This is a genomic window from Flavobacterium sp. 90 (genome assembly GCF_004339525.1).
Classification (GTDB): Bacteria; Bacteroidota; Bacteroidia; order Flavobacteriales; family Flavobacteriaceae; genus Flavobacterium.
In genome coordinates this window covers 5,992,645-6,017,954 of record NZ_SMGE01000001.1, presented here as the reverse complement: position 1 = coordinate 6,017,954, position 25,310 = coordinate 5,992,645, and the positions used below count along the sequence as shown (strand labels likewise).

Here is a 25,310-nt window from a genome sequence, read left to right as displayed (position 1 = left end):
TTTCGCTCAAATTCAAAATAATGAACAGGAACCTCTTCATTATTAGAAATTTATTATTTTTAGATAATTATATTTAAGTTGTTGATATACTTGATTTTAATAACTTTGTTTGATTGTTTTTTTCTAAGAAAGTAATCCAATTACTAACTTATTAGTAAAAATACTAATCAATTAGTTTGTCTACTAATTAATTAGTAGTATCTTCGTAAAAAGATTTAACGATGATAAAACTAGCCAAAAGAGAAGAACAAATCATGCAAGTGTTTTGGGATTTAGACAAAGCCTTTATAAGAGATATAATTCCATTATTGCCAGATCCAAAACCACATTATAATAGTGTAGCAACAATAGTCAAGATTCTTAAAGACAAAGGATTCCTGAATAGTGAAACAGCGGGGAATATGCATTGCTTTTTTCCGGTGATTAGTAGAGAAGAATACCAACAATTTGCATTGAAGGATATTGTTAGTCAATATTTTGATAATTCGTACCCAAGAATGCTTGCCTTTTTTGCAAAAGAACAAAAGCTTACCGAAAATGATTTAGATGAAATCGTAGACATCATTAAAAAAGGAAAAATATGATACCATATATTTTATACACAGCCCTTATTCTTGCAGCTTGTTTTGTATTTTATAAATTGCTTTTGCAAAAGGAAACCTTCTTTTATCTCAACAGATATATATTGTTGGCTTGTATGATTATGGCTTTTATTTTGCCACTCGTTCCGGTTCCGCAAGAATTATCATTGAGAAAAACAGCGGTTGAAAAAACAGTTGTAATTGCCAAAACTACGGTTGATAAAACTACAGTTGAAAAAATTGAAACCACAAAACCACAAATACAACCTGTAGAATCAACAGTTGTAGAGCAAACGAAAGAAACCTTTAAAATTGAATCAATACTTAAATGGTTGGTTTATTTGTATTGGTTTGGAGTAATCGTTTTTGCACTTAACTTTTTGATGCAAGTCGTTATATTGCTTTACAGAGCTTATTCACAATCAGTTATTCAGGATGGGAAGTTTCGTATTATCGAGATTACAGACGATAAAGCGCCGTGTTCTTTTGGTAATAATATCTTTATCAATCCGGAGAAATATGAATGGGAAACCTACAATCAGATTTTGCTACATGAAAAAATTCATATTGAGCAAAAACACACCATCGATCTTTTGCTTGCAGAGATGGTTTTGATCTTTCAATGGTTTAATCCGTTTGCCTGGCAATGGAGAAAAGCATTAGAAATTAACCTTGAATTTTTGACAGACGATCAAATGCTTCAGCAAGATACTGTCGAAAAAGAAAGCTACCAATTTAGTTTACTAAAAGTAGCTGCGCCACAATTCCCTTTGAGTCTTACAACCAACTATAATCAATCATTATTAAAAAAACGAATCATCATGATGAACTCGAAAAAATCAAACGTGCACACCACTTGGAAATACTTTTTCCTATTGCCAATATTGGTGTTGTTTGCGTGCCTTTTTAATCAACCGGCAGCGCAAAGTCAAAATCTTACTTCTAAAGAAGAAGAACCAGAAAAGAATATAAACATTCACAGCAGTGTAAGAACTGAAGGAGATTGGTTTGCTACAATTAAAGAGAATACAATCAATATTCAATTTAAAAATGACGAACATAACAATTCTAACAGCACTTTTCAAGTGAGTGAATTTTCAAATTTACCAAGAGACAAAGAAGGGACATTTACCTTAACACGCGAAGCAGGAACAATGTCTTTTGTTGGAAAATTTGAAGGAAACAAAGGTATGGGAACTTATAAGTTTACGCCTAATAAGGATTATAGTCAAGCAATGTCTAAAGAAGGAGTTGTACTTAAAGACGACAGTGATCTTATGGTTTTCTTTATGATAAACATCAAAAAATCTTATGTTCAAATGCTAAAGAAAAAAGGTTTCAATAACATTGACAAAGATCAGGTTATTCCACTTGCTGCTTTAGACGTAAATGAAGCGTATATAACTTCTATCAAACAGGCAATTCCGGATATTGATTTAGACAATCTTGTTCCTTTTAAATCATTAGAAATAGACAAAGCTTTTATCGAAGAGATCAAAAAAGCAGGTTACAAAGATGTTAGTCCGGGTAATCTTATAGCATTGAAATCTCAGGGAATTGACGGAAAATATATTGCTGATGTTCGAAATTCTTCAGGTGCCGAAAACGACAAAGACGCTGATGATGATATCATTGCTTTTAAATCTATGAATATCGATCAGGACTTTATTAATTCGTTTAAAAAAATAGGATATAATGATATTTCAAACAGTAATTTAATTGCGTTGAAATCTTTAAATGTAACTGCCGAATATGTAAGCAGTTTTCAAAAAGCAGGTTACAAAAACATTAAAATAGACGATTTTATTGCAATGAAATCTCTGAATGTAACGCCTGAATATGTAAGTGATTTTCAAAAAGCAGGATATAACAACATAAAACCAGACGATTTGGTTGCTTTGAGATCTCAAAATATTACACCGGAATTATTACAACAATACAAAGATCTTGGTTTCAGTAATTTGGGTATTGACGATATTATTGGCGCTAAAGCAACTGGTACAACACCATCTTTCATAAAATCGATGAAAGGTAAAGGACATAATTTTAATGACTTAAATAAGTATATTGAATTAAAATCCGTTCTTGGTAATTAATACAAAACAATCAGAGTTGTAAGACTAAAAAGCCCAAACCGAAAGGAATGGGCTTTTTTAATTCTATTTATTAAAAGTAAATAATTAAGATTATGAACCTGTAAATTGTTTTGGGTCATAAAAAAACTTCTCTTTCTTTATAAGTTCATTTTCCCAGTTTTGATAAGCGATTTCTTCAATTTCAGAAACACGTCCATCTTTCCATTCAAATCTAAAAAACCATTGAATAACAACAGAATCACCGTTGATAAAATAGGGGCGAACACATTTAGATACTAATGATTTAACCTTCAAAAGAGTGTTTTTTTCATTAGTTACAAGAAGATCTCTGCCTATTCTTGGTTCAGATTGATTTTCCTGCATCGAAGCATCAATCGTATAAAATTTTTCAATCGCTTTGTCATGTTCGTTAGATTCGACCATTGCGATAAACCGTTCTATTGTTTCTACTTTAGGCATGAGTTCTGGCTTTTAAATTTTGAATAGTTTCTATATATCTATTTTCAAAAATGGACTGATTTACAGGAACAACAACAGATTGAAAGAGTTTCATTAGATCATCAGAATGACTTGCCGATTTTTTTGTCTGAACATTATACGGAATAAATTTTATCCATAGAATTGCCTTTAATTCGGTTTCATTTTCATTCCACATTTTCATTTCAACCAACAAAAGATTATCAGTATATTGAATCAATTGTGACTCAATTAATATGGTTTCCATTGTAAAAGCCGGTTTTATATAACTGATTTGATTAGAAGCAACAACCCAGCTAAGTCCTGTAGAATGCATGTATTTAAACACATCAAGATCATAATGTTCTGCAATTTGATCCTCGCGCGTATTAAGGAAATATTCTAAATACTTGGAGTTGTTTAAATGATTAAAAGGATCACAATCCTGAAATCTGACTTTTCTTTTTGTTTTTAATACTTTTTCCATTTTTCGAATATATTACATCAAATACCGATCGGTATTTGATAGGTTAAAAAATTTTTCTTCTACTTCCTGAAGCTTTCAATTATTGTATGATCTATAAAATCCATTGAGTTGTTTATATAGCTTTGATCATTATGAGTAAAGGCAAGAAGCGAACTTCCTTCAATAAGCGATAATATTATTTTTGCATATTTAACAGCATCAATATTAGATTGAATTTCATTATTAGAAATACCATCGTTAATGATATTGGTTAAACCCAAAGTGAATTTTTGAGATAAATTTTGCGCCGCTTCAAATAATAACGGATTATTAAATTTGGTATCAACACCAACTCGCAACATTGGACATCCGCCTCTGTCTTTGACTAAATCATAATATCTTCGTTGATATTCAGTTATGGCATGTAATTTATTTAAAGATCCTTCTGTATTAGCAACTATTTTGAATAAAGGTATTATTGCGATGCTTATATTGAGTTGAAATGACTTTAATGCTAAATCTTCTTTATTAGAAAAATTACAATAAATAGCACCTTTTGTGAGACCAGTTGCTTTTGTTATATCGGTTAGACTAGTTCCAATATATCCTTGTTTATTAAAAATAGGCGCCACTTTATCCAGTATAAATTCGGAAGTATTCATAATTTTTATTTTAGAAATGAATAAGATCACAACAAATATAATCATAAATACCGATCGGTATTTGAAAAATTGTACTTAATTTTTAGAAAATTTTTAAACAGATTAAAATAGAAAAGCAACGATACCAAAATGATAAAAGCGTATCATTTTGATAGCTATATTTATAAGCAGAAAAGTCTTGTTTGTTCCGTAAGTTCAAGATAAACAGATTGTAACACTTATAGTTCTGTTGTAATGTAATTGCGGTATAGGATTTGAATTTTCGGTTTTGTATTTCCAAATATCAAATATGAAAACTGAACTTCCCCCCATAGATTTTTCAGGCAAAATTTTTCCATTGCCTAATTCATTTCCGGATAAAACAACATTATTCTCAAACGATAAAATTCCCGAAGAATTACTCGATTTTACGATTGAGGTTGCTAATGCGAATCATATTTTTTGGGTAAAAGAAATTTGCGATACAACTTTATCTTCTGCTTTAGCGCGAGGAACAGGAATTTCCGGTCGTTCTCCTGAATCGCTCGAATTAAAAATAAAAAATGGTGAAGCAATTATTGCTTTTGCACCAGACGGATCGTGGGCAGGTTTCTCGTTTATTTCTTCTTGGGAAAATGACAAATATGTTTCGAATTCAGGATTAATAGTTGCACCACAATTCAGACATACAGGACTTGCAAAAAGAATTAAAAGAAAGATTTTTGAATTAAGCCGTCAAAAATATCCCGAAGCCAGCATTTTCAGTTTAACCACAGGATTGGCAGTTATGAAAATGAATCACGAACTAGGTTTTGAACCCGTTACTTATTCGGAATTAACGACAGATGAGGTTTTCTGGGAGAATTGTAAATTATGCGTCAATTGCCCAATTTTGATAAGTAAAGAAAGAAAAAATTGTTTATGTACGGCAATGTTATATGATCCGAAAAATAAATAATTAAATTAAGCTGTAAGTAATAAAATTAATCTCGCAAGGTTACAAAGTTTAAACCCAAAACTTCAGGACAGGATTGCGTTTTTGCGAGAGATTTATTTGCTGTAGAATTATAGATTTTTCCTTAACCAGAATCAGTTTATTAAAAAAAGTAACAATAAATTAATATTCAATATTTTGATAAAAATTGTTTTTTTGCTTCTATTTGATGACTGTTAATTTTAAAGGTTTAATAGCTAAAATGAAAAGAGCATTTTATTTGATAATAGGTTTTGTCGGTGTACTTACAGCGATTTTAATTTCAAATGTTTATGAGTCCAAAAGAGAATATGCAATTGACTATAATTTCGAAATTAAAAGAATTGATATTAAGCAAAATGGATATATAATATTTTATGATAGCATTAGAACTGAATATGCTTTTACAAGCTATATTTTTGATAAAAATGATTGTATTGAAGAAGGAGATAAAATCGTAAAGAAAGCCAATTCAAAGCTTTTATATGTATTTAGAAAGAACAGGAAAAATTATAAATACGAGCTTTTTTTAACGAAAAAGGCAAAGAACTTTTTTGAATAATTTATTTATTCTATTTAATAAACCGATTAAGCACAATCTTAAAAAGTTCTGTTTCTGCTTTTTCGAGCCATTCAAACGCAAGCATATCTTTAGTAATTATTTCGGCACCATTTTGCTGCATTCTTTGTAATGCTCTTTCTTTATCAATTGGATTTCGGGTTCCCACAGCCGAATCCAATATAAAAACTTTATACCCTAATTCCAGAAAATCCAAAACTGATTGTTGTACACAAATATGAGCTTCGGTTCCTGCGACAATAATTTGTTTTCTTTCTTTTTGAATGTGTTCCAGAAGATTTCCTTCGCGAACTGCCGAAAAATAAGTCTTTGTGACAATATCATTTTCTTCAAATTTTTCTCTGATTATCGCTGGCGTAGTTCCAATTTTTTCTGGACAATGTTCCGTTAAAAGCATTGGAATACCAATTATTTTAGCCAAATCTATTGCCCAGATTACATTTTTCATTACGTCTTGATTTTCATAAATCTTTGGCAATAATTTTTCCTGTACATCAATGACAAGCAACGTAGAATTTGATGGTAAAATCTTCATATACTTTAATTTTTGTTTAGATAATTCAACCAAATTTAGTAAAAAAGTCAATTGCTTTACTTGTATTAATTAGTAAAATATAGTCCCTGAAGGTAATGTTATTAAGTTAAGCTTTTAGAAAATAAAATCCGTTTTTATGAGCGTTTTCGCTTTAGCGAATCAGTAAAATCAGCCTCTAATTTTGACGCGGATAAAACAGATTTACTTCGTAAAAACGCAGATAAAAACGGATTTTTCTAATTACTTTCTTAATTAAACTGTTAAGTAATCAAAAGCATGGATATCACGGGTGAATTTTATGTCTTTTCGCGGAATGCATTTTTTGTTATATATCATAAAAGCATTGAAAAATTAGCGAAATGTAGCGATAGATAAAATATTTTTAAAGGTTTAAGTTGTTGATAGTTAGTATTTTGTATATTTGGCTTAATGGTTGCCTGAATTTTCGAGATCGCAAAACTAAGGACATAATCAGACTGATTTATTCTAAGGAATATCAGAGTAATAATTTGACCTTAAAAAATAGTACATCGTCATTATCCATACTTTATTACTCATTAAATATTAAATCTTATGACAAAATCAAAATCCATAATTCTTATTCACGGAAATTTTGTAAACAACCTCACTTGGGAAAATTGGAAAACCCATTACGAACAAAAGGGCTATAAAGTTTACACACCGGCAAATCCGGGACACGAAGGAGTTCCGGCAGATTTAAGAAATCAGGTTCATCCTGCGCTTACCGGAACAGGATTTATTGATGTGATAAATAATCTTCTGGAACTAATTAAAACCTTGCCCGAAAAACCATTAGTTATTGGGCATTCTATGGCAGGAATGGCAGTAATGAAATTGCTGGAACTAGACAAAGTTGCTGCTGCAGTAAGTATAGATGGCGCACCTCCAAAGAATGTTTTTCCTCCACTTTCAACTTTAAAAGCAGCACTTCCTGCATTTGGTTTTTTCTCTGGCAAAAAGTATTTTTTAGGAAATCGCGATTGGTATGATAGAAACTTTTTTAACACATTGCCATCTTCAGAAAGAGCAAAAGCTTATGATGATTTTGCAGTGCCGGAAAGTTTTAAAGTAAACAGAGAATTAGTATTAAACTCTTTTTCTAATATTGATTTTAAAAAACCGCATCAGCCTATATTATTTATTGGCGGCGGAAGTGATAATATATTTTCGCCTGAGCTTACAACCACATTAGCAAATAAATATTCAGATAAAAACAGTCGTGTCGATTTGAAGATCTTTCAAGGCAAAAGCCATTTTATTTGTGGTGAAAAAGGATGGGAATCCGTTGCAGACTATATTTTAGATTGGTACGAAGGATTATAAAATTTTGCAAAACACTTTAGTTTAGAAAATAAAGTTAAGCAAGACAAATTCAATTTTAAATCATTAATAAACCCATTAAACGAAATTAAAATGAGCAAGTTTACAGTAAAAGACGGAACAGAGATTTATTACAAAGATTTGGGAACGGGGCAGCCAATTTTCTTTCATCATGGTTGGCCATTGTCTGCAGACGATTGGGATGCACAAATATTTTTTTTCTTAGAGCAGGGATATAGAGTAATTGCTCACGACAGACGCGGACACGGCAGATCTACGCAAACTGCGACAGGCAACGAAATGGATACTTATGCAGCTGATGTAGATGAATTGACAACATTTTTGGGCTTAAAAGATGCAATACATGTTGGACATTCAACCGGAGGTGGAGAAGCGATTCATTATGCGGCAAAATACGGAAAAAGCAAAGTTTCGAAAGTTGTACTTATAAGTGCCGTAACGCCTTATATGATCGTCGATGCCAATAATCCAAACGGAGTTCCATTAGCAGTTTTTGACGATATTCGTGCTAATACCGCCAATAACAGACAGCAATTTTACCACGATATAACATTTCCGTTTTACGGATATAATAGAGAAGGAGCAGACATCAAAAAAGGAATTCAGGACAATTGGTGGCGTCAGGGAATGAATGGCGGCATTAAAGCGCATTACGATTGTATAAAAGCATTCTCGGAAACTAATTTTACCGAAGATCTTAAAAGTGTTGACTTTCCTGTATTGATATTACACGGAGAAGACGATCAGATTGTTCCATATGCAACGACAGCTTTGAGTGCAATCAAACTTTTGAAAAACGGAAAAATCATTACGTATCCCGGTTTGCCACACGGAATGCCAACAACTCACGCAGCCATAATCAACGCAGATTTACTGGCATTTATTAAATCTTAGTAATCAAAATTTAAAACAACAAATACTTTTTGTTGTTTCTTTTGTTAATATCATAACCTCTTCATTCTGAAGAGGTTTTTTGTTTTTCATTCTTTCACGAAAGTGATTTTTGATTTTAGGAAATGATTTATTAAAGTATAATTTTCTGTTAAATAATTCCAGAATAAAATTTATTTCTGTTCTTTGCACCTTAGGATTTATTAAGAAAATGATTAAGGTAGTCTTAAGGCGTCGTTTTTATAATACAATATTATAATAGACAATGAGTTTAGACTAATTATCATATTTAAGTTATGGACAATAGAAAGTTTATATTAAGTTTAAAAAAAGGTAATGAGGCTTCTTTCAAGGAAGCTTACCTTAATTACTATGATAAACTTATAAACATTGCCAGACGATTTAACTTTACAGTTCTTACTCCGCAGGATTTTGTTCAGGAAACTTTTTTAAGACTTTATAATAAAAGAGAATTGCTAAATGAAGACGTTTTGTTTGACAAACAATTGTTCACCATTTGCAAGAACATTATCATCAATCACGTAAATCGAGAGAATAAGATCATTCAGCTTGATTCTTTTCACGTTCAGGCCGAAGAAGAAGACACAGAAACCGAAGTTTTTGAAGAAAGACAAGAAATATTATATAATTTCATAAATCTTCTTCCGGAGCAACAACAAAAAATATATACACTACACAAACTGGAAAATCTTAGTTATAAGGAGATTGCAGCAATGACAGAACTTTCTGAAAAGACAATTGCCAATCATATTTATCTCGCCAGTAAATTTATTCGAAAAAAAATCGAAAACCATTAGGAACTTTTGTGATCTCGTTTGTTATATATAAAAACGACATCATGAAAACCAATATAGAAGCTTACAAAACAGATATTACAACCAAGGAAGACGCACGTTTTATTGTAAGGCTTCTTCAATTTGTTATTTCTGATTGTATCATGAATTTTGATCTGGAAGATTCTAATCATGTTCTAAAAATCGAAACCAACAGAGAAATTAAAGAAATGGTTTATGGTGTTTTTAATAAACAAGGATTTTATTGTCAGAAACTTTAACGCCCCAAAGATATGAGTGATAAAAAAATAGAAGACGAATTAAAAAAGATCTGGGACGAAGTTCCTATTTCACACTCCGATAGTGAGAAAGAAGCTTCGTGGGAAGATTTTCAATCTAAAGCTTTTTCGGCAAAGAAGCCAAAATTTAAGATTTGGCGTTATGCGGCAGCGGCGGCAGTTTTAGTATTTGCATTGATTGGAACCGGACTTTATTTTAACAGAGATTCTGTAACACAAAATGTATTTATTGCTTCTAATGTAATTGAAAACACAACATCAAAAATAAAAACTGTTTTCTTACCGGATAGTTCCAGAGTTGAGTTAAGTCCCCATTCTAAACTTACCTATGCCAATAATTTCGAAACAAACAGAAAAATAGAAATTGAAGGTGAAGGATATTTTAAAGTTCAAAAAGACAAGAAACATCCTTTTCAGGTTTTTTGCAAAGAAACAACAACAACCGTTTTAGGAACTTCATTTACGGTAAAAGGAAGTTCAAAAAATAGTGTGAGTGTTTCCCTTTTTGAAGGAAGCGTTGAGATGAGCGTAAAAAATCAGGACAAAAAATGGATTCTCGTTCCGGGCGAAACATTTACGTATGCAAACAATACGGCCGAAGTAACTGAGTTTAGCAGGTTTATTGATTTTGACAACCAAAAATTAAGCGATGTAAGTGTTTATATTCAGGAGAATTACGGTTATAAAGTGATAATTCCGGCAGAATATTCAAATCAGCGAATTACGGTAAGAATCAATAAAAAAGAAGATTTAAAAATAATTGTACAATTAATATCAGAAATGTATAACCTAAACTTTGAAATAAACGATGAATTAAAAGAAGTTACTTTTCAATAGAAAAGAAATAGAAAAGAAAAGGATGCACTAGCCGCGAAACTACACATCCTCCTCATAGTAAGGATAGTATGAAACTATTCCATTTAATAATATTCAAAAATACAAAATTTCATGAAGCATATAATTTCCGCATGCTTTTTTTTATTCGGTTTAAGTGCGTTCTCCCAAAACGTTACAGTAACGGTAGATAAAACGGTAGCTTTAAAAGAATTCTTTAAACAAATTGAAAATCAAACCGATTTTAAATTTGCCTTTACAGATCAGATCAATACAAGTCAGCATTATTTTACCCACCAAAAAACATATAAAAATATTGAAATAAAAGATCTTGTTAATGAATTAAATAAAACTGCAACAGTTCAGTTTTCGATCGTTGGCAACAACATTTTTGTGAAGCAAAAAGCAACAAAAACAGCTAAAAAAAAAAACAAGCTGACCGGACAGGTTTTTGACGATAATAATGAACCTATTATTGGAGCAAATGTTTATATAAAAGAACTGGAAACAGGCGTAACAACAGACAGAAACGGAATGTTTGCTATAGACCTGGATAAAGGAAGTTATACTGTTGCGATTAGTTATATTGGTTTAAAAAATAAAGAAACGAAAATAACCGTATCTGATGATTCAAGGATAAATTTTACAATGGATTCTGACAGTCAGGAGCTGGAACAAGTGATTATAACCACAAGCAAAGCTGTTGATGTAAAGAATACTCAAATGAGTGTTAGCAAGCTTTCGATGGCCGAGATTAAAAGAATTCCAGCCGCTATGGGTGAGCCGGATCCTTTAAAATCATTATTGACATTGCCCGGAGTTACAAATGCCGGAGAAGCTTCGTCAGGATTTAATGTTCGTGGTGGTGCAGCAGATCAAAATTTAATTCTTTTGGATGGCGCTCCGGTATATGGTGATTCTCACATGTTTGGATTCTTCTCTATTTTTAATGCTGATATTATAAACGGATTAGAATTATATAAAGGTGGAATTCCTTCTAAATTTGGTGGACGTGTTTCTTCAGTTCTTGATGTAACGCAACAAACCGGAGATTTTGAAGAATATAAAGTTAATGGAGGAATTGGTTTAATATCAAGCCGACTTTTGGTACAAGGACCTATCGAGAAAGGAAAAGGTTCATTTATTGTCGCAGGACGTACTTCTTATGCCCATTTATTTTTGAAACTGGCAGATAACAGTAATTCAGCGATGTTTTATGATCTTAACGCGAAACTTAATTACCGTTTTGGCGCTAATAATACGCTTTCTTTTTCGGGATACTTTGGAAATGATGTTTTTGATATCGATAATCGTTTTACCAGCACCTTTGGAAATACCATGGGAACCTTAAACTGGAAGCATAAGTTTTCGGATAATTTAAGTGCTAATTTATCCGTTTTCTATAGTGATTACAGATTTAATCTTGGCTTACCTACAGAGTTTTTTAAATGGAATAATAACATCCAGACTTCGGGACTTAAGTATGCCTGGAATCATACTTTATCAGAAAAGCTAAAACTAAACTACGGAATCGACGGTCAATATTATAATTTTAATCCCGGAACGGTAGAACCTACCAACTCAGTTTCGCAGTTTAATTACAAACAATTAGATAGAAAATATGCTTTTGAATCTTCGGTTTATTTAGACTTCGAACATCAGATTACAGAGAAACTGAATTTAAGATACGGACTTCGGTATAGTATGTTTTATCGTTTAGGAGGCGAGGAAATAAGCACGTATGAAAACGGGCAGGCAGTAGTCTATAATCCGTTATATCATATTTATGAAAAAGGAACTCCAACGGGAACTATCTCTTATAAAAGCGGAGAAACAATAAGTAAATTTGATAATCTGGAGCCAAGAGCTTCATTATCATATGCTTTTAACGACGAAACATCTGTAAAAGCAAGTTATAACAGAATGGCACAATACATTCATATGTTGTCAAATACACAGTCGCCTTTGCCAATGACGATCTGGACACCAAGCGGACCTTTTGCAAAACCACAGATTCTGGATCAATACGCAGTAGGATATTTTAAAAATTTTAAGGACAAAGATTATTCTTTTGAAGGAGAATTGTTTTATAAGAAAATCCAAAACCGTATTGACTATATAGACGGAGCAAATATTCTGGCAAATAATAATGTAGAACAGGTGATCCTGAATGGTAAAGCCAGATCATACGGTATGGAATTATCGCTGAGAAAGAATACCGGACGTCTTACAGGATGGGTTTCGTATACTTTATCAAGAGCAGAACAAAAAACACCCGGAAGAACTCCAGAAGAACCTGGTGTTGCAAATGGTGAGTGGTATTTGTCAGGATACGACAAACTGCACAATCTGAGCATTGTAGGAAGTTATGAATACAGTCCTAAATGGTCTTTTAATGGTAATTTCACGCTGCAATCTGGACAGCCGGTGACATATGCAAACGGATATTATGAATTTGGCGGAATCAATATTCCTAATTTCTCTCTTAGAAATGAAAACAGATTACCACTTTTTCATCACTTAGATTTGGCGGCGACTTATACACCAAAACCAGACAAAAAGAAAGGATGGCAAAGCTACTGGGTATTCAGTCTTTATAATGTGTACAATAGAAAAAATGCTGCTTCAATGACATTTGCAACAAATGATGATACAGGAGCAAATGAAACCAGAAGACTATCAATTTTTGGGGTAGTACCTGGAGTTTCTTATAATTTTAAATTTTAATAAATATGCAAAGGATTAGAAAGTATAATTTTAAAAGTAAAGCGCTGTTTTTTTTAAGCCTTCTTTCTGTGATGTTTTTTTCATCTTGTGAAGATGTTGTAAAACTTGATTTAGAAACCGGCGAAACAAGACTAGTTGTCGATGCAGAAATTATCTGGCAAAAAGGAACGACGGGAAATGTACAGGTTATTAAAATCAGTAAAACTGCACCATATTACAACAATACCACGCCAAAGGTTTCAGGAGCACAAGTAAAAGTTCAAAACAGTAATGGAGATGTTTTTACTTTCAATGAGACTGAACCGGGTTCTTATGTATGTAATAATTTTGTTCCGGTTCTAAATATGGATTATACACTTTCTGTAACCGCAGAAGGACAAAGTTTTAAAGCGACCGAAAAGCTGACATCTGTTACACCAATTGACAGAGTAGAGCAGGAAATCCATAAAGATGGACAAGGAAAAGAGTCAATCGAAGTGGTATATTATTTTAAAGATCCGGTTGATCAGGTCAATTATTATCTGACAGATTATAAAGTTGATTTCCTAATATATCCGGAATATTTACTTACAGACGATGAATTTTATAATGGAAATGAAATAAATAATCGATTCACAAATGCCGATGACAAAATACAGCCCGGAAAAACGATTAATATTACACATCGCGGTATTTCTAAAAACTTCTATAATTATATGAACCTAATTTTAGAAATATATGGCGGAAGTCCATTTTCAATTCCTCCGGGAAACATCAGAGGTAACATCGTAAATACTATTGATTCAAATAATTTTGCTTTCGGTTATTTCAGACTTTGCGAAGCCGATAAAGTAGCATACTTGGTTAAATAAGAGTCTCTTAGTTAAGTTTTTTTACAATATATGATTTAAAAAAATCTCGCAAAGTCGCAAAGAGATTATAAACTTGGCGACTTTGCGAGAGATTTATTAGATACAGTATAAAAACATACTTAATATGTTTAAATACTTTACACACAAAAAAGGTTAAATAAAAGGTTTAATTGTACGTTGATTTGTAATTACATCTGGCATATAAATATTTATGTCAGATGTTTTTTATTTACATAATTTCGAAATACTTACTTGAAACCAAACCATCTTCATTTTTTTGAATCAATTCCATTTCTATTTGGTTTGAATTATATTTTTGACCTCTGTAAATCCATCTGAAAATATCAGGATATAGACTATTGTTTACAACATCTCTTTTGTCTATAATTTTTTCTTCCTTCAAATCATAAATAAAAGAAAGATTAGAAAATGCCTGAATAATTTGAATCTGTGTTGGATTAATAAAATATGCCCATTCGATATCAACATCTTCATTAAATTTTATTCTTTTCTTTTCTAAAGTTGCCAAATCAGTTACGACCAAACTTCTTTTATTGATCGTTAAATGATGATCAGGATAAAAAAAACTTCCAACTAACGAATCCACAACCATAGATTTATCAACTCTGTGATAAGTATCTAAATTTGTTTTATGATAAGTAGAAATGTTTATTAAAAAAGAACCAAGACTCGGAAGAAACGCAAAATTTTTAGTTGGATGTTCAATTTCAATCTTTTCATCTATAAAAGATTGAATCCTATTTTTCCCAAAAAGCTCATTTGTTCTGTCAAGGTCATCAATCAAAACAGAATGATAAACAATCATTTGTCCAGCACTTGGTTCTTCCCAACCAAGATATTTTAGTTGTACTCTGTTGTTTAGATTTTTGATTAAACTTAAACGTTCAATTTGTTTTGATTGTATCATTTATTTATATCATAAAACTTTTGTGATTATAAATTTTATAACTTAAGAATTGAAGATCTTAGCTTTACGGACAGTTTTGATTTAAAAAAAATCTCAATAAAGCCAGTAAACATGCGGAAAATCTATTTTTTAATCTTTGCGATTATTTCATCCGTTAACAAAGGATTTTCCCAAAAACCTAAAACGTACGTAATATTTTCGCCAAGCGAATCTTCACCTGCAGATCTTGGTTGGTTTTCGAGTTCCCAGCGATGAAATTCGATTCTTAAATACTTTTTTTCGTCCTCTTCAATAAAAATTAGATCTGCCGGACTTTGATAAAGTGGATGTATTTTTAAAACACTCGAAAAATAGCCTTTATAGATATCATGTTCGGCAACATCAAATTTATAGATCTCCGAAAGAAATAATAATTCTTTTTCGCTAAAAGATTCATATGAATTAGGATTTGCAGACAACGTTTTTCTAAAAAAACGTCTGTTTTTATGAGATGTAATACCATCACCTTTGCCAATAAGGCTAATCATCGGACGTTTTAATTCTTGTTTTACAGAAACAATTTCTTCGGCAATAATCTTTGTAGATCCGTCGCCATATCTTTCAGATTGAATACAATAAAATTTGTCTATTAGTCTCATTTATAATTGTTTTATTTTTTTTATAAAATTTCAAGAAAAGAATATTGCTTCATAATTTCCTGATATTTTACAGTAGGAGTTAAACCTTCTAAAAGTAGCTTTTCCTTCATTATTACAATTTCCTGAAAAACTTCTAAATCATAAAAGTGTACAATATCTTCGATAAGTTCTCTTTCGTTGATGTAAAAAGTATATTCTCCACGATGTTTGAAAAAATCAAAAAGGAGTTTTTTTTCTTCAATAGTAAATTGTTCATTATCGAAAATATACCTAAAAGGATTAATACCAATAATTCCGTTTAGTATTAAAATATCGCAGTAAGATACTGAATTTATATCTTTAAAAGAATGTTTATCAAACTCTTTACGAGGGAACATTTTTGATATTAATAAAGCCCAGTCTTTTAGAATAAAATTTTTCCATATATCTGGACAAGAAAGAATTAAAGAAATATTAAATCCTTTGTCATAGTTTTTAAAACAATAAACTAAGAGATCAATCTTTTCAGTATTAGATAAAACATGAAGTTTATTTTCTAAACTATCTTGAAATCCTTTCAGTAAAGGCTGTGATGCATATATTTTATGAGCTAAAACCGTTATTTTTTCCATCAAATCGATTATAAAAAAGCATGAATTTCTGTATTCTAAATTATTTTAGTTTCTTAGATTTTATCAGCTTAACTATTTCAAATATAGAGTTATTTTAATAGTGCCTGCAAAAAATAAAAGTAAATATGATTTGAGATTATTCCATAAAAAAACACTCAATGCACAAATTTGTATTGAGTGTTTTTTTATTTAAAAGATAAAACCTAAATATTAAGCTCTATTTTAAATTACCATTTTATGTACATACTTCCCCAAGAGAATCCAGCACCAAAAGCGGTTACGATGATATTATCACCTTTTTTGAAATCATTTTTAAAATCCCAAAGACATAAAGGAATCGTTGCTGCGGTAGTATTTCCGTATTTCTGAATGTTTATTTTGAACTTTTCAATACCAATACCAATATCTTCACTTACAGCCTGAATAATTCTAAGGTTTGCCTGATGTGGAATCACCCAGTCAACCATTTCAGGAGTTAAGGAAGCTTTTTCCATTAATTCCTTAGAAGTTCCACTCATGTTTTTTACAGCTTGCTTGAAGACAGTTCTACCTTCTTGTTGTACAAAATGCTGTTTATTATGAATCGTTTCTTCAGAAGTCGAAAGTAGAGAACCTCCGGCACGAACCGTAAGATATTCAGCTCCGGTTCCGTCAGTTCTAAAGATGTTTTGTTGTATTCCTCGTCCTTCAGTATTTGGTTGTAAAAGTACAGCTCCCGCACCGTCACCAAAAAGAATACAGCTATTTCTGTCTTCATAATTTACGATAGAACTCATTTTGTCAGCGCCAATAACGATAACATTTTTATATCTGCCACTTTCAACAAAACTTGCTCCAACTGAAAGTGCGTACAAGAATCCGCTGCAAGCAGAGTTAAGGTCAAATCCCCAGGCATTTTTCAAGCCCGCTTTTTCGCATACCAAACTGGCTGCAGGAGTTAAAATACGATCTGGTGTAGAGGTTGCCAAAATTAGACAATCAATATCAAGTGGATCTATTGCGTAGTTTTCAATTAAATCTTTAACTGCAAAAGAAGCCATATCTGAAGTTGCCAAAGCAGGATCGTCAAGTATTCTTCTTTCTTTTATACCTGTGCGTGAAGTAATCCACTCATCTGAGGTATCTACCATTTTTTCTAAATCAGTATTGCTTAAAACCGTTTCAGGTACATATCCCCCAATAGCAATAATGGAAGCGTTAAGTGTATTCATTTATGTATTGTTTCTCTATTGTGTTTTTTTTTATTTTGATTCTCTGAGCAGCATTTTGCTTAGAGGATTTCTCAAAGTCAGATAAAGAAACTGTGAAGTAAAGAGAAGTTTTTCGTATTTCTCTAATCAAAGTCATTCTTATAGTTATTTTTAATCAGGACAGTGAGAGGATTATTTCGAAGTAAAAATCAAAACGATTTTACCGGAAACAAAAAAAATAACTCATAAAATGAACCTTATTTTTTTGGTGCAAAGATAGAAATGTAGTAGAAGGAATCCTAGATTTATTTGTCTATACACCTGCTTTATAGTATTAAAAAATTGTTAAACATATAAAAATACCGAGTTATGAAGGATTTTTAGAAAGGTTTTTATTCCTGTTTCTTATCGCGCAATCGATTTCTTAAAATGTAATTTGAACACTTTTTTTGTTTCAGAAAAAACTTAAACAGCCTTGATTTAATTTTTGAAATTGCTAAATATTTTTAAAAACATAGAAACAGAGTGCCGAAGCATTAGGATAAACTTAAAAATAGCGTTTCACTTATCTAAAGATATCCGGCGCTTCGGGATTAGCTATGTGAAAGAAATGTATTTCTTTAAGCCTTCACTTTTACACATAAAAGCTATGTTTCTGTGTGTTTAATTTTTTTTATAAATACACGTAATTGGTTAATGAAGAAAGTGCTAAATTGAAAGATTTAGCGCTTTTTTTTATTTTTTAGGGATTTAGAATTTCACTAAAAAACATGAAATGGTCTTTGAATATTAGATGAATTATTTGAAAAAATAGCCAGGCAGAAATCATGGAAATTCCCGTAATTTTTACAAAATAAAAGGCATTAGCAGACCAACTTCTGAAGTATTTGAAGTAAACAATTGAAGTGTTGAATTGGTAATCTATTTTGGTAATTACAAAGGAAATTCCAAATAGAATTAGCCAATAGAGAAAGATTTTAGTTTCCATTTAATTCTAGTTTAAAAAACGAATTGAATAAGGTAATATTATAAAACTTAATTTGTTTTTATTGAGTTGTTAAGTGAAGTTTGTTTTATGATAATGTAAACTTTTAAGACTCTTTCTATTTAGTGAATAGTAATTCTTTCTTTAGAATTTTATTTTTAAATTTGATCGAAAATAACCAATTAAATCCCAGTATGAATCATCCGCAAAGCGTCACTGACTATCCAAATAATAATACCATTTTTATGGTTTGGAAATTTAAAAATGAGGCAGATATAAAGCCTGCATTTGAGAAAATTTGTGCATTGGTCAGTAATTTAAACAATTCTTATACGATTAGAATTCCCGACGGAAGAACCAGTTGTGTCATGGGAATTGGACATGATGCCTGGATAAAACTTGGATTGCCAACGCCTTTGCCTAAGGAATTAGTAAATTTTGAACCAATTGAAGGCGCAAAACATGCTGCAATTTCAACAGCTGGCGATCTTCATTTTCATTTAAGAGCCCAAAATGCGGCGATTTGTTTTGATATGGCAATGGCAATTTCAAATGTATTGGAATCGGTAGCAGAATGTCTGGAAGAAGTTCATGGTTTCAGATATTGGGACGGTCGTTCAATTATTGGTTTTGTCGATGGTACCGAAAATCCGATAGGTGAAGAAAGAGATTTTTTTGGCGTAGTAGGAGAGGAAGATTCTGCCTATAAAGGTGGAAGTTATTTGTTTGTTCAGAAGTATTTTCACAACATGAAAAACTGGGAAAATCTATCCACAGAAGATCAGGAAAAAGTGATTGGAAGATCTAAAATGAATGATATCGAAATGGCTGATGACGTAAAACCAACAAATTCGCATAGCGCACTTACCGCCATAACAGACGAAAATGGCGAGGATTTGAAAATTGTGCGTGATAATATGCCTTTCGGAAATCCCTCAAAAGGAGAAGTTGGAACTTATTTTATTGCTTATTCCAGTAAATTCAGCACCACAAAGAAGATGCTTGAAAATATGTTCTTAGGAAATCCTCCAGGAAATTATGATCGAATATTAGATTTTAGCACAGCACAAACCGGAACGTTGTTTTTTGTTCCAACATTTGATTTATTAGATGATTATTCAGCGGAATGAGAGTTTTTGTTGTAAATGAATCTAGCAATCCCGATAGCTATCGGGAGCTAAGTCGCTAAGTTTTTGTCATTTCGACGGAGGAGAAATCTTCGCAAGTAACTCCTCAACGAGAATCCAATCTTTGTCGAGCTTCTCACGAAGATTTCTCCTCCGTCGAAATGACAATATTGTGGATACACTAGATATTTTTTTTGCGTTTTTGTTTTTTTTGATACCAATATTTAACTCCTAAAGAAGTATTGTACCACATAGTTACGTGTAAAAATATATCTCGGAGAGATTAAATATTGGTAGAATAATTATTAGGTACCCAATGTTTGTCCCGTAGGGACTACACCAGCATAATCCAATTACAATCGACCTATACGATCATAAATTTTTGGATCGTGTTTTTTGATTTTAATCTTCACATATTTTGATGCCGGCATATTACTGTCCTTCACAACATTATTAACCGAAACCAGAACATTAGTTTCCGGAAAATAAGTAACGGCATTTTTCTCAGGTATTTGATAGGAAACAATTATAAACAACGGCGCAATTCGTTCGATATCGTCATCATAATTGAATAAATCGACTTTGTCACCGGCTTTTAATCCTGCCAGATCAATATCTTTTTGATTCATGAATATTACTCTGCGTTCGTTTTTTATACCACGATAGCGATCGTCAAGACCATAGATTGTGGTATTAAACTGATCGTGCGTTCGTGTTGTTGCCATCATATATTCGTCAGGCGCAAGTTCATTCTTTGGTATTGTTGTTAAAGTAAATGGCGCTCGATCGCCAAATCTTTTCGTAATAAATTGCCCGTGTCGTGCGGCATTTGGGAGATAAAAACCAGCTTTTTCGCGTACTCTTACATTATAATTTTCAAAACCCGGAATACATTTTTCGATGTCATCTCTTATGGCATCATAACTGTCGTGATAACGTTTCCAGTCAATAACAGATTTGCTTCCTAAAGTTGCCATCGCCATTTTGCATACAATTTGAGTTTCATTAATAAGATTATCAGAAACTGGTTTAAGCATTCCTTTTGATGATTGTACCACGCCCATAGAATTCTCTGTGGTTATAAACTGTGCTTCGCCGTTGACAATATCAATATCGCTTCGGGATAAAGTAGGTAATATCAAGGCTTCTTGTCCGTGAATCAAGTGACTGCGATTGAGTTTGGTAGAAACATTAACCGTTAAATTAAGTTTTCTTAAAGCACTCGCGGTATAAGTCGTGTCTGGTGTTGCTGATAAAAAATTTCCTCCCATGCAAAATAGTAATTTCACTTTTTCTTCCTGCATTGCTTTTATTGCTCTCACGACATCATAACCGTGACTTCTAGGCGGATTAAAACCATAAAACGCCTGAAGGCGATCAAGCTGCTCATCCGTTGGTTTTTCGTCAATCATCATCGTTCTGTTTCCTTGCACATTACTATGACCACGAACAGGACAAACTCCAGCGCCAGGTTTACCAATACTTCCTTTAAGCAATAAAATATTGAGAATTTCCCTGATCATTTCTACGCCGTTGGGTTGCTGTGTAAGTCCCATTCCCCAACAAACAATAATTCGTTTTTTGAAGGCGATAATTTCGGCAGCTTCATAAAGTGCTTCTTTCGAAACTCCTGAAAATGAGACAAGATCATCAAAATTATAATCGTCAAACTGTTTCAGAAAGTCTTCATATCCAGTCGTTTTTTCTTTGATGAAATCGTAATCAAATACTTTTCCGGGATTTTTATTTTCTAGTTCAAGTAATATAATTTCAAGAGCTTTTAGCAAGGCCATATCTCCGTTTATTTTAACCGGCAAATAAAGATCAGCCAGTTTAACGCCGCTTCTAATAATACCATTAATTTCCTGCGGATTTCGGAATCCCATTAATCCTGCTTCCGGCAACGGATTTATAGCAATAATTTTTGCTCCGTTCTTTTTACCTTTTGATAAAGCACTCAACATTCGTGGCGCGTTAGTTCCTGGGTTTTGCCCAATGATTACAATAACATCCGTATCATAAAAATCGTCTAATGTTACGGTTCCTTTTCCAATGCCAATTGTTGGTCTTAAAGCTGATCCGGAGGTTTCGTGGCACATATTCGAACAATCGGGCATATTATTAGTGCCATATTCTTTTGCAAAAAGCTGATAAAGAAAGGACGTTTCATTACTAGTTCTTCCCGAAGTATAAAAAGCAGCTTCATTGGGAGATTCTAAAGCATTCAGATGTTCTGCTATTTTTTTGAAAGCATCATCCCAACTTATTGGTTCATAATGTGTAGCGTTTTTAGGAAGATACATAGGATCTGTTAATCGTCCCATTTTACCAATATGATAATCGTCTAATTTCGCAAGATCATAAACGGAGTTTTCTTTAAAAAACTCAGCGGTAACTTTTTTGGTCGTAGCTTCTTCTGCAAGTGCTTTAGCACCGTTTTCACAATATTCGCCAAGTGGAGATCTTTCGTCATCAGGATCAGGCCACGCACAACTTGGGCAATCAAAACCACCAACCTGATTCATTTTAAATAATGCTTTTGTTCCTCTAACAAGCGTTTTTTCTTCGATAAGATCACTAAAAGCAGAGATAACCGCAGGAACTCCCGCCGCCCAATTTTCTACTTTTGTTAATTTCAGGTCTAAAAGTTTGTATGGATTTTCAGGATCCGGTAATTTTTGTGGGTCAGGATTTTTATCGTGTTGCTCTTCTTTCATGGCTTTTTCTATTTAATTAGCACGGAATAAAAGTGTTGAATATGATTTTACTTTTTTAGGATGATGATCTTTTTAATATTGATGCGAAGTTTCAATTATGACATCATCACTGGAATTATAGATATTGAAACGATCTTCTTTTAGAAATCCCAAAAGTGTGATATTAAATTCTTTGGCTAATTCTACCGCAAGACTTGACGGAGCACCAATTGCAGCGACAATTGCTATTCCTGCCATAGCCGCTTTTTGAATCAACTCAAAACTGGCTCTTCCGCTAAGGAGCAAAATGTATTGGTTTAAAGGCAGTAAATCTTGTGCCAAAGCAGCACCAATTAGCTTATCTAAAGCATTATGTCGCCCTACATCTTCCTGCAAAAACATAAGATTTCCATCAATAGAAAAAAGACCGGAAGCGTGAATTCCTCCAGTAGAAGCAAAATCGCTTTGAGCTAATCTTAATTTTTGTGACAATTGATTTAGAATATCTATCGAAAGATATAATTCAGGTCGATTTTTGTGATTAAAAGAACTAACAGTTTTTATGGATTCAATCGAACCTTTTCCGCAAACGCCACAACTCGAAGACGTATAAAAATTGCGATCAGCGTTCATTAAATGTGGAATAAAATCTTCTTTTAGTTCAACGAGAATATTGTTTTTCTTTTCGAATTTACATCCGGTTTGTAAATGAAAAGCGTTTTTTACAACATGATAAGAAGAAATAATTCCTTCCGTAAATAAGAAACCTATGGCAAGTTCCGGATCATTTCCGGGAGTTCGCATAGTAACAGAAACGTTCTTTTGTATCCTTTGATTTTCAGGTCCGTATTCGATCTTTATTTCCAAAGGCTCTTCTACAGAAAGAATATCTGATACCGTTGAACTAGTGAAACCATTGACCTTTTTAATTAGTACTTCCTTAATGGAAACTAATTCCAAATTATTCATTTCCATGTAAGTTGATTATAAAAAGCTAAGTAAAATTAAGAAAATAAATCCTTAAATAATCGCTATTACTTCTTATAATCGAATGTTTTATACACGAAATATTAGGTTTCTTTTCGCTTTAAACAGCGTCCTCTAGGTTCGTCGCCTTCATGAAGTACAATATCAGAATGTAGAAATTCCGCTGCATCGGCAGAATCTTTTACTTTGGTGGCGCTGCGTTCTAACATTTCGGCTTCAAATTCGGTTAAGACATTTTTTCTTATTCCAAGTTTTCTCCATTCAGATGAAGGTCGGCAGCCTTTTGAAATTCCCCGAGCCAGCATAAGTGCGTCCAATAAAGCCTGGTTTGCGCCTTGTCCTTTAAACGGACTCATAGGATGTGCTGCATCACCAATTAAAGTTACGGAACCTGCGTTTTCCAATAATTCCGGTTGAAGTAATTCGCGGTCATAAACAGGATATCCTGAAATTTGAGCTTCGGCAGTTGCCAATAAAATTTGCGGAATTGGATCGTGCCATTGCGTTCTTCGACAAGCTTCTTCTTTAAGTGCTTTTGTTCCTTTAGCACTTAATGCTTTAGCTTCGTCTTCGGGCATCGGAAAACTAAGTTGCCACATTACCGAATCTTCTTTATAAGGCATAATATAAATTCGTTCATTGCCATTTGCCGTTTGAAAAACCGTAGCCGAATCCAATAAAGAATTATCAGGATTTTCAAGCGCATTTAATGGACAAATACCCAAAATCACAATACAACCCAAATAACGTAAAGGAGCAGATTCTTCGCCAATTAGTAAGTTTCTGATAGAACTTCGAATACCATCGGCACCAACAACAAGATCGGTTTTGACGCTTTTTATTTCGCCATCGACCTGAAAATTCAGTGCAATACTTTCGTCTTCACATTTGGTATAATCTACTAATTGATGTCCCCATTGTACAGCGTTATGTCCGCCAAGTTGTTCCAATAAAGCCAAACGCAACGATTGACGGGCGATATGCATATTAGAACGTTTCGTAGAAGTTTTCCCGTCTGACTGAATCCATTTTCTGATTCCCCATTCTCCAATGACTTTACCTTCAGTAGTATGCACGAGATGTCTTGTTGAAATTACTCGGTCTTTTAGCGAAAAAACACCTAATCCTTCGATGGCTTTGCTCGCTTGTTGCAAAGTAAGTCCGTAACCTTGAGATCGAGCGTCAAAACTAGTATCGCGTTCATAAATCGTAAATGGAATTTTTCGGTGTAAACAAGCTACAGCCAAAGCAACTCCGCCAATTCCGCCGCCAATAATAGCAACGTGTGGGTAGTTTTTGGTATCTGCAACAGGAGGATTTTCAGAAGGAATCAATCCTGAGCCAGAGCATTTCGGGCAAATGTGTTGGTGTCCTTTTGGCGTAATTGGAGCGATTGTTTCGCCATTTGTTTTTTCAAATTGCGCTAACGCATTTTGATAGCGAAGTTTTGCTTTCCTGGTGATTCCACGGCTTTTTTTACCGCGTCCCTGACATTCTTCACAAATGATCCAACTCGTTTCGTTATTTTCTACTTCCACTTTATTTTGCCTGATCCAGACGTTCTTTATTTATATTTTCCAACATTTTGCTGTTTGTCACGGCTGTGCAAATTTAAGACAAAAGATCGCGAGTGCAAAACTAACGGAGGTAAACACATATTTTTGAAGCTTTGGGAACAAAATCGTAAAGGTTTTGTCATTTCTATTTCTATGATAAAACTAAATCTTTTTTTAGGAGCTAATCCCGCTATTCGTTTCAATCTTTTACTTTTTAAAGAAAAAAGTAAAAGGATTTCCACTGCTATCAGGGCTAGTGCAATCATTTTCATAACAACATTTTCGTCTAGTTTGTCATTTCGACGGAGGAGAAACCTTCGTGAGAAGCTCGACAAAGATTGGATTCTCGTTGCGGAGTTACTTGCGAAGATTTCTCCCTTCGGTCGAAATGACAATATTATGTTGTAGCATTGGGACGTTGTTAGATTAATTTTAATAATTTTTCACCTCTTTAAATATGAATTTTTCATTATTACTAATCTAAAAAAAGAAAGTGCTATAAATGA

At 32.8% G+C, this 25,310-nt stretch carries 24 protein-coding genes; 12 read left to right on the top strand and 12 right to left on the bottom strand.

Features of this window, described 5'->3' with window-relative positions:
* Positions 1-221: 221 nt before the first annotated feature.
* Positions 222-584 (top strand): BlaI/MecI/CopY family transcriptional regulator, encoded by a 363-nt coding sequence (locus C8C83_RS24465; RefSeq protein WP_121331144.1) that lies wholly within the window; start codon positions 222-224, stop codon positions 582-584.
* Complete coding sequence (locus tag C8C83_RS24460; protein ID WP_121331143.1) at positions 581-2,677, top strand: M56 family metallopeptidase; 2,097 nt, start codon at positions 581-583, stop codon at positions 2,675-2,677. Before C8C83_RS24465 ends, C8C83_RS24460 begins: the two co-directional genes overlap by 4 nt.
* A gap of 90 nt (positions 2,678-2,767) precedes the next feature.
* On the opposite strand, the gene C8C83_RS24455 is transcribed toward C8C83_RS24460, so the two are convergent.
* From C8C83_RS24455 to C8C83_RS24445, 3 genes are read right to left on the bottom strand one after another with little or no spacing between them, the layout of a single operon-like run.
* The gene (locus tag C8C83_RS24455) at positions 2,768-3,136 is read right to left on the bottom strand and encodes a nuclear transport factor 2 family protein (protein ID WP_121331142.1); all 369 of its coding nucleotides are present in this window, start codon (positions 3,134-3,136) and stop codon (positions 2,768-2,770) included.
* A complete protein-coding gene (locus C8C83_RS24450; protein WP_121331141.1) occupies positions 3,129-3,620 on the bottom strand; it encodes an acyl-CoA thioesterase in 492 nt (163 codons plus the stop codon). The genes C8C83_RS24455 and C8C83_RS24450 overlap by 8 nt, the downstream gene beginning before the upstream one ends.
* Positions 3,621-3,679: 59 nt before the next feature.
* Complete coding sequence (locus tag C8C83_RS24445; protein ID WP_121331140.1) at positions 3,680-4,261, bottom strand: TetR family transcriptional regulator; 582 nt, start codon at positions 4,259-4,261, stop codon at positions 3,680-3,682.
* A gap of 289 nt (positions 4,262-4,550) precedes the next feature.
* On the opposite strand from C8C83_RS24445, the gene C8C83_RS24440 reads away from it, so the two are divergent.
* Positions 4,551-5,198 carry a GNAT family N-acetyltransferase gene (locus C8C83_RS24440; RefSeq protein ID WP_233566203.1) on the top strand — a complete coding sequence of 216 codons (648 nt, stop codon included), beginning with the start codon at positions 4,551-4,553 and terminating at the stop codon, positions 5,196-5,198.
* 238 nt (positions 5,199-5,436) lie between these two features.
* Positions 5,437-5,775 carry a hypothetical protein gene (locus C8C83_RS24435; protein WP_132011945.1) on the top strand — a complete coding sequence of 113 codons (339 nt, stop codon included), beginning with the start codon at positions 5,437-5,439 and terminating at the stop codon, positions 5,773-5,775.
* A 10-nt stretch (positions 5,776-5,785) separates the two neighbouring features.
* Here C8C83_RS24435 and C8C83_RS24430 read toward each other — a convergent pair whose 3' ends face one another.
* Positions 5,786-6,328 (bottom strand): isochorismatase family protein, encoded by a 543-nt coding sequence (locus tag C8C83_RS24430; RefSeq protein ID WP_121331138.1) that lies wholly within the window; start codon positions 6,326-6,328, stop codon positions 5,786-5,788.
* A gap of 573 nt (positions 6,329-6,901) precedes the next feature.
* Here C8C83_RS24430 and C8C83_RS24425 point away from each other — a divergent pair.
* The 7 genes from C8C83_RS24425 to C8C83_RS24395 all read left to right on the top strand — a co-directional run bounded on the left by C8C83_RS24425 (position 6,902) and on the right by C8C83_RS24395 (position 14,086).
* Positions 6,902-7,672 carry an alpha/beta hydrolase gene (locus C8C83_RS24425; RefSeq protein ID WP_121331137.1) on the top strand — a complete coding sequence of 257 codons (771 nt, stop codon included), beginning with the start codon at positions 6,902-6,904 and terminating at the stop codon, positions 7,670-7,672.
* A gap of 90 nt (positions 7,673-7,762) precedes the next feature.
* A complete protein-coding gene (locus C8C83_RS24420) occupies positions 7,763-8,584 on the top strand; it encodes an alpha/beta hydrolase (protein ID WP_121331136.1) in 822 nt (273 codons plus the stop codon).
* A gap of 293 nt (positions 8,585-8,877) precedes the next feature.
* Positions 8,878-9,399, top strand: coding sequence for a sigma-70 family RNA polymerase sigma factor (locus C8C83_RS24415; protein ID WP_099712023.1), 522 nt, complete (start codon positions 8,878-8,880; stop codon positions 9,397-9,399).
* A gap of 41 nt (positions 9,400-9,440) precedes the next feature.
* The gene (locus tag C8C83_RS24410; protein WP_099712024.1) at positions 9,441-9,656 is read left to right on the top strand and encodes a hypothetical protein; all 216 of its coding nucleotides are present in this window, start codon (positions 9,441-9,443) and stop codon (positions 9,654-9,656) included.
* A 12-nt stretch (positions 9,657-9,668) separates the two neighbouring features.
* Positions 9,669-10,511, top strand: a complete 843-nt coding sequence (locus C8C83_RS24405) for a FecR family protein (protein WP_121331134.1) — start codon at positions 9,669-9,671, stop codon at positions 10,509-10,511.
* 111 nt (positions 10,512-10,622) lie between these two features.
* Positions 10,623-13,235, top strand: a complete 2,613-nt coding sequence (locus C8C83_RS24400; RefSeq protein ID WP_121331133.1) for a TonB-dependent receptor — start codon at positions 10,623-10,625, stop codon at positions 13,233-13,235.
* Between the two features lie 5 nt (positions 13,236-13,240).
* Positions 13,241-14,086, top strand: coding sequence for a DUF4249 domain-containing protein (locus C8C83_RS24395; protein WP_132011944.1), 846 nt, complete (start codon positions 13,241-13,243; stop codon positions 14,084-14,086).
* Positions 14,087-14,315: 229 nt separating this feature from the next.
* Here the strand turns inward: C8C83_RS24395 and C8C83_RS24390 are convergent, their stop codons facing one another.
* The 4 genes from C8C83_RS24390 to C8C83_RS24375 all read right to left on the bottom strand — a co-directional run bounded on the left by C8C83_RS24390 (position 14,316) and on the right by C8C83_RS24375 (position 17,474).
* Complete coding sequence (locus C8C83_RS24390; RefSeq protein WP_121331132.1) at positions 14,316-15,014, bottom strand: hypothetical protein; 699 nt, start codon at positions 15,012-15,014, stop codon at positions 14,316-14,318.
* 122 nt (positions 15,015-15,136) lie between these two features.
* On the bottom strand, positions 15,137-15,652 hold the full coding sequence (locus C8C83_RS24385; protein ID WP_121331131.1) for a hypothetical protein: 516 nt from the start codon (positions 15,650-15,652) through the stop codon (positions 15,137-15,139).
* A gap of 20 nt (positions 15,653-15,672) precedes the next feature.
* A complete protein-coding gene (locus C8C83_RS24380) occupies positions 15,673-16,263 on the bottom strand; it encodes a hypothetical protein (RefSeq protein ID WP_121331130.1) in 591 nt (196 codons plus the stop codon).
* 227 nt (positions 16,264-16,490) lie between these two features.
* Positions 16,491-17,474, bottom strand: a complete 984-nt coding sequence (locus C8C83_RS24375; protein ID WP_099712035.1) for a beta-ketoacyl-ACP synthase III — start codon at positions 17,472-17,474, stop codon at positions 16,491-16,493.
* A gap of 1,158 nt (positions 17,475-18,632) precedes the next feature.
* On the opposite strand from C8C83_RS24375, the gene C8C83_RS24370 reads away from it, so the two are divergent.
* Positions 18,633-19,568 carry a Dyp-type peroxidase gene (locus C8C83_RS24370; protein WP_121331129.1) on the top strand — a complete coding sequence of 312 codons (936 nt, stop codon included), beginning with the start codon at positions 18,633-18,635 and terminating at the stop codon, positions 19,566-19,568.
* A 350-nt stretch (positions 19,569-19,918) separates the two neighbouring features.
* Here the strand turns inward: C8C83_RS24370 and C8C83_RS24365 are convergent, their stop codons facing one another.
* From C8C83_RS24365 to C8C83_RS24350, 4 genes are all read right to left on the bottom strand, one after another.
* On the bottom strand, positions 19,919-22,282 hold the full coding sequence (locus C8C83_RS24365) for an FdhF/YdeP family oxidoreductase (protein WP_132011943.1): 2,364 nt from the start codon (positions 22,280-22,282) through the stop codon (positions 19,919-19,921).
* A 72-nt stretch (positions 22,283-22,354) separates the two neighbouring features.
* A complete protein-coding gene (fdhD, locus tag C8C83_RS24360) occupies positions 22,355-23,236 on the bottom strand; it encodes a formate dehydrogenase accessory sulfurtransferase FdhD (RefSeq protein ID WP_121331127.1) in 882 nt (293 codons plus the stop codon).
* A 95-nt stretch (positions 23,237-23,331) separates the two neighbouring features.
* Complete coding sequence (locus tag C8C83_RS24355) at positions 23,332-24,786, bottom strand: NAD(P)/FAD-dependent oxidoreductase (RefSeq protein ID WP_233566200.1); 1,455 nt, start codon at positions 24,784-24,786, stop codon at positions 23,332-23,334.
* 26 nt (positions 24,787-24,812) lie between these two features.
* Positions 24,813-25,076, bottom strand: a complete 264-nt coding sequence (locus C8C83_RS24350; RefSeq protein ID WP_132011942.1) for a hypothetical protein — start codon at positions 25,074-25,076, stop codon at positions 24,813-24,815.
* Positions 25,077-25,310: the final 234 nt, after the last annotated feature.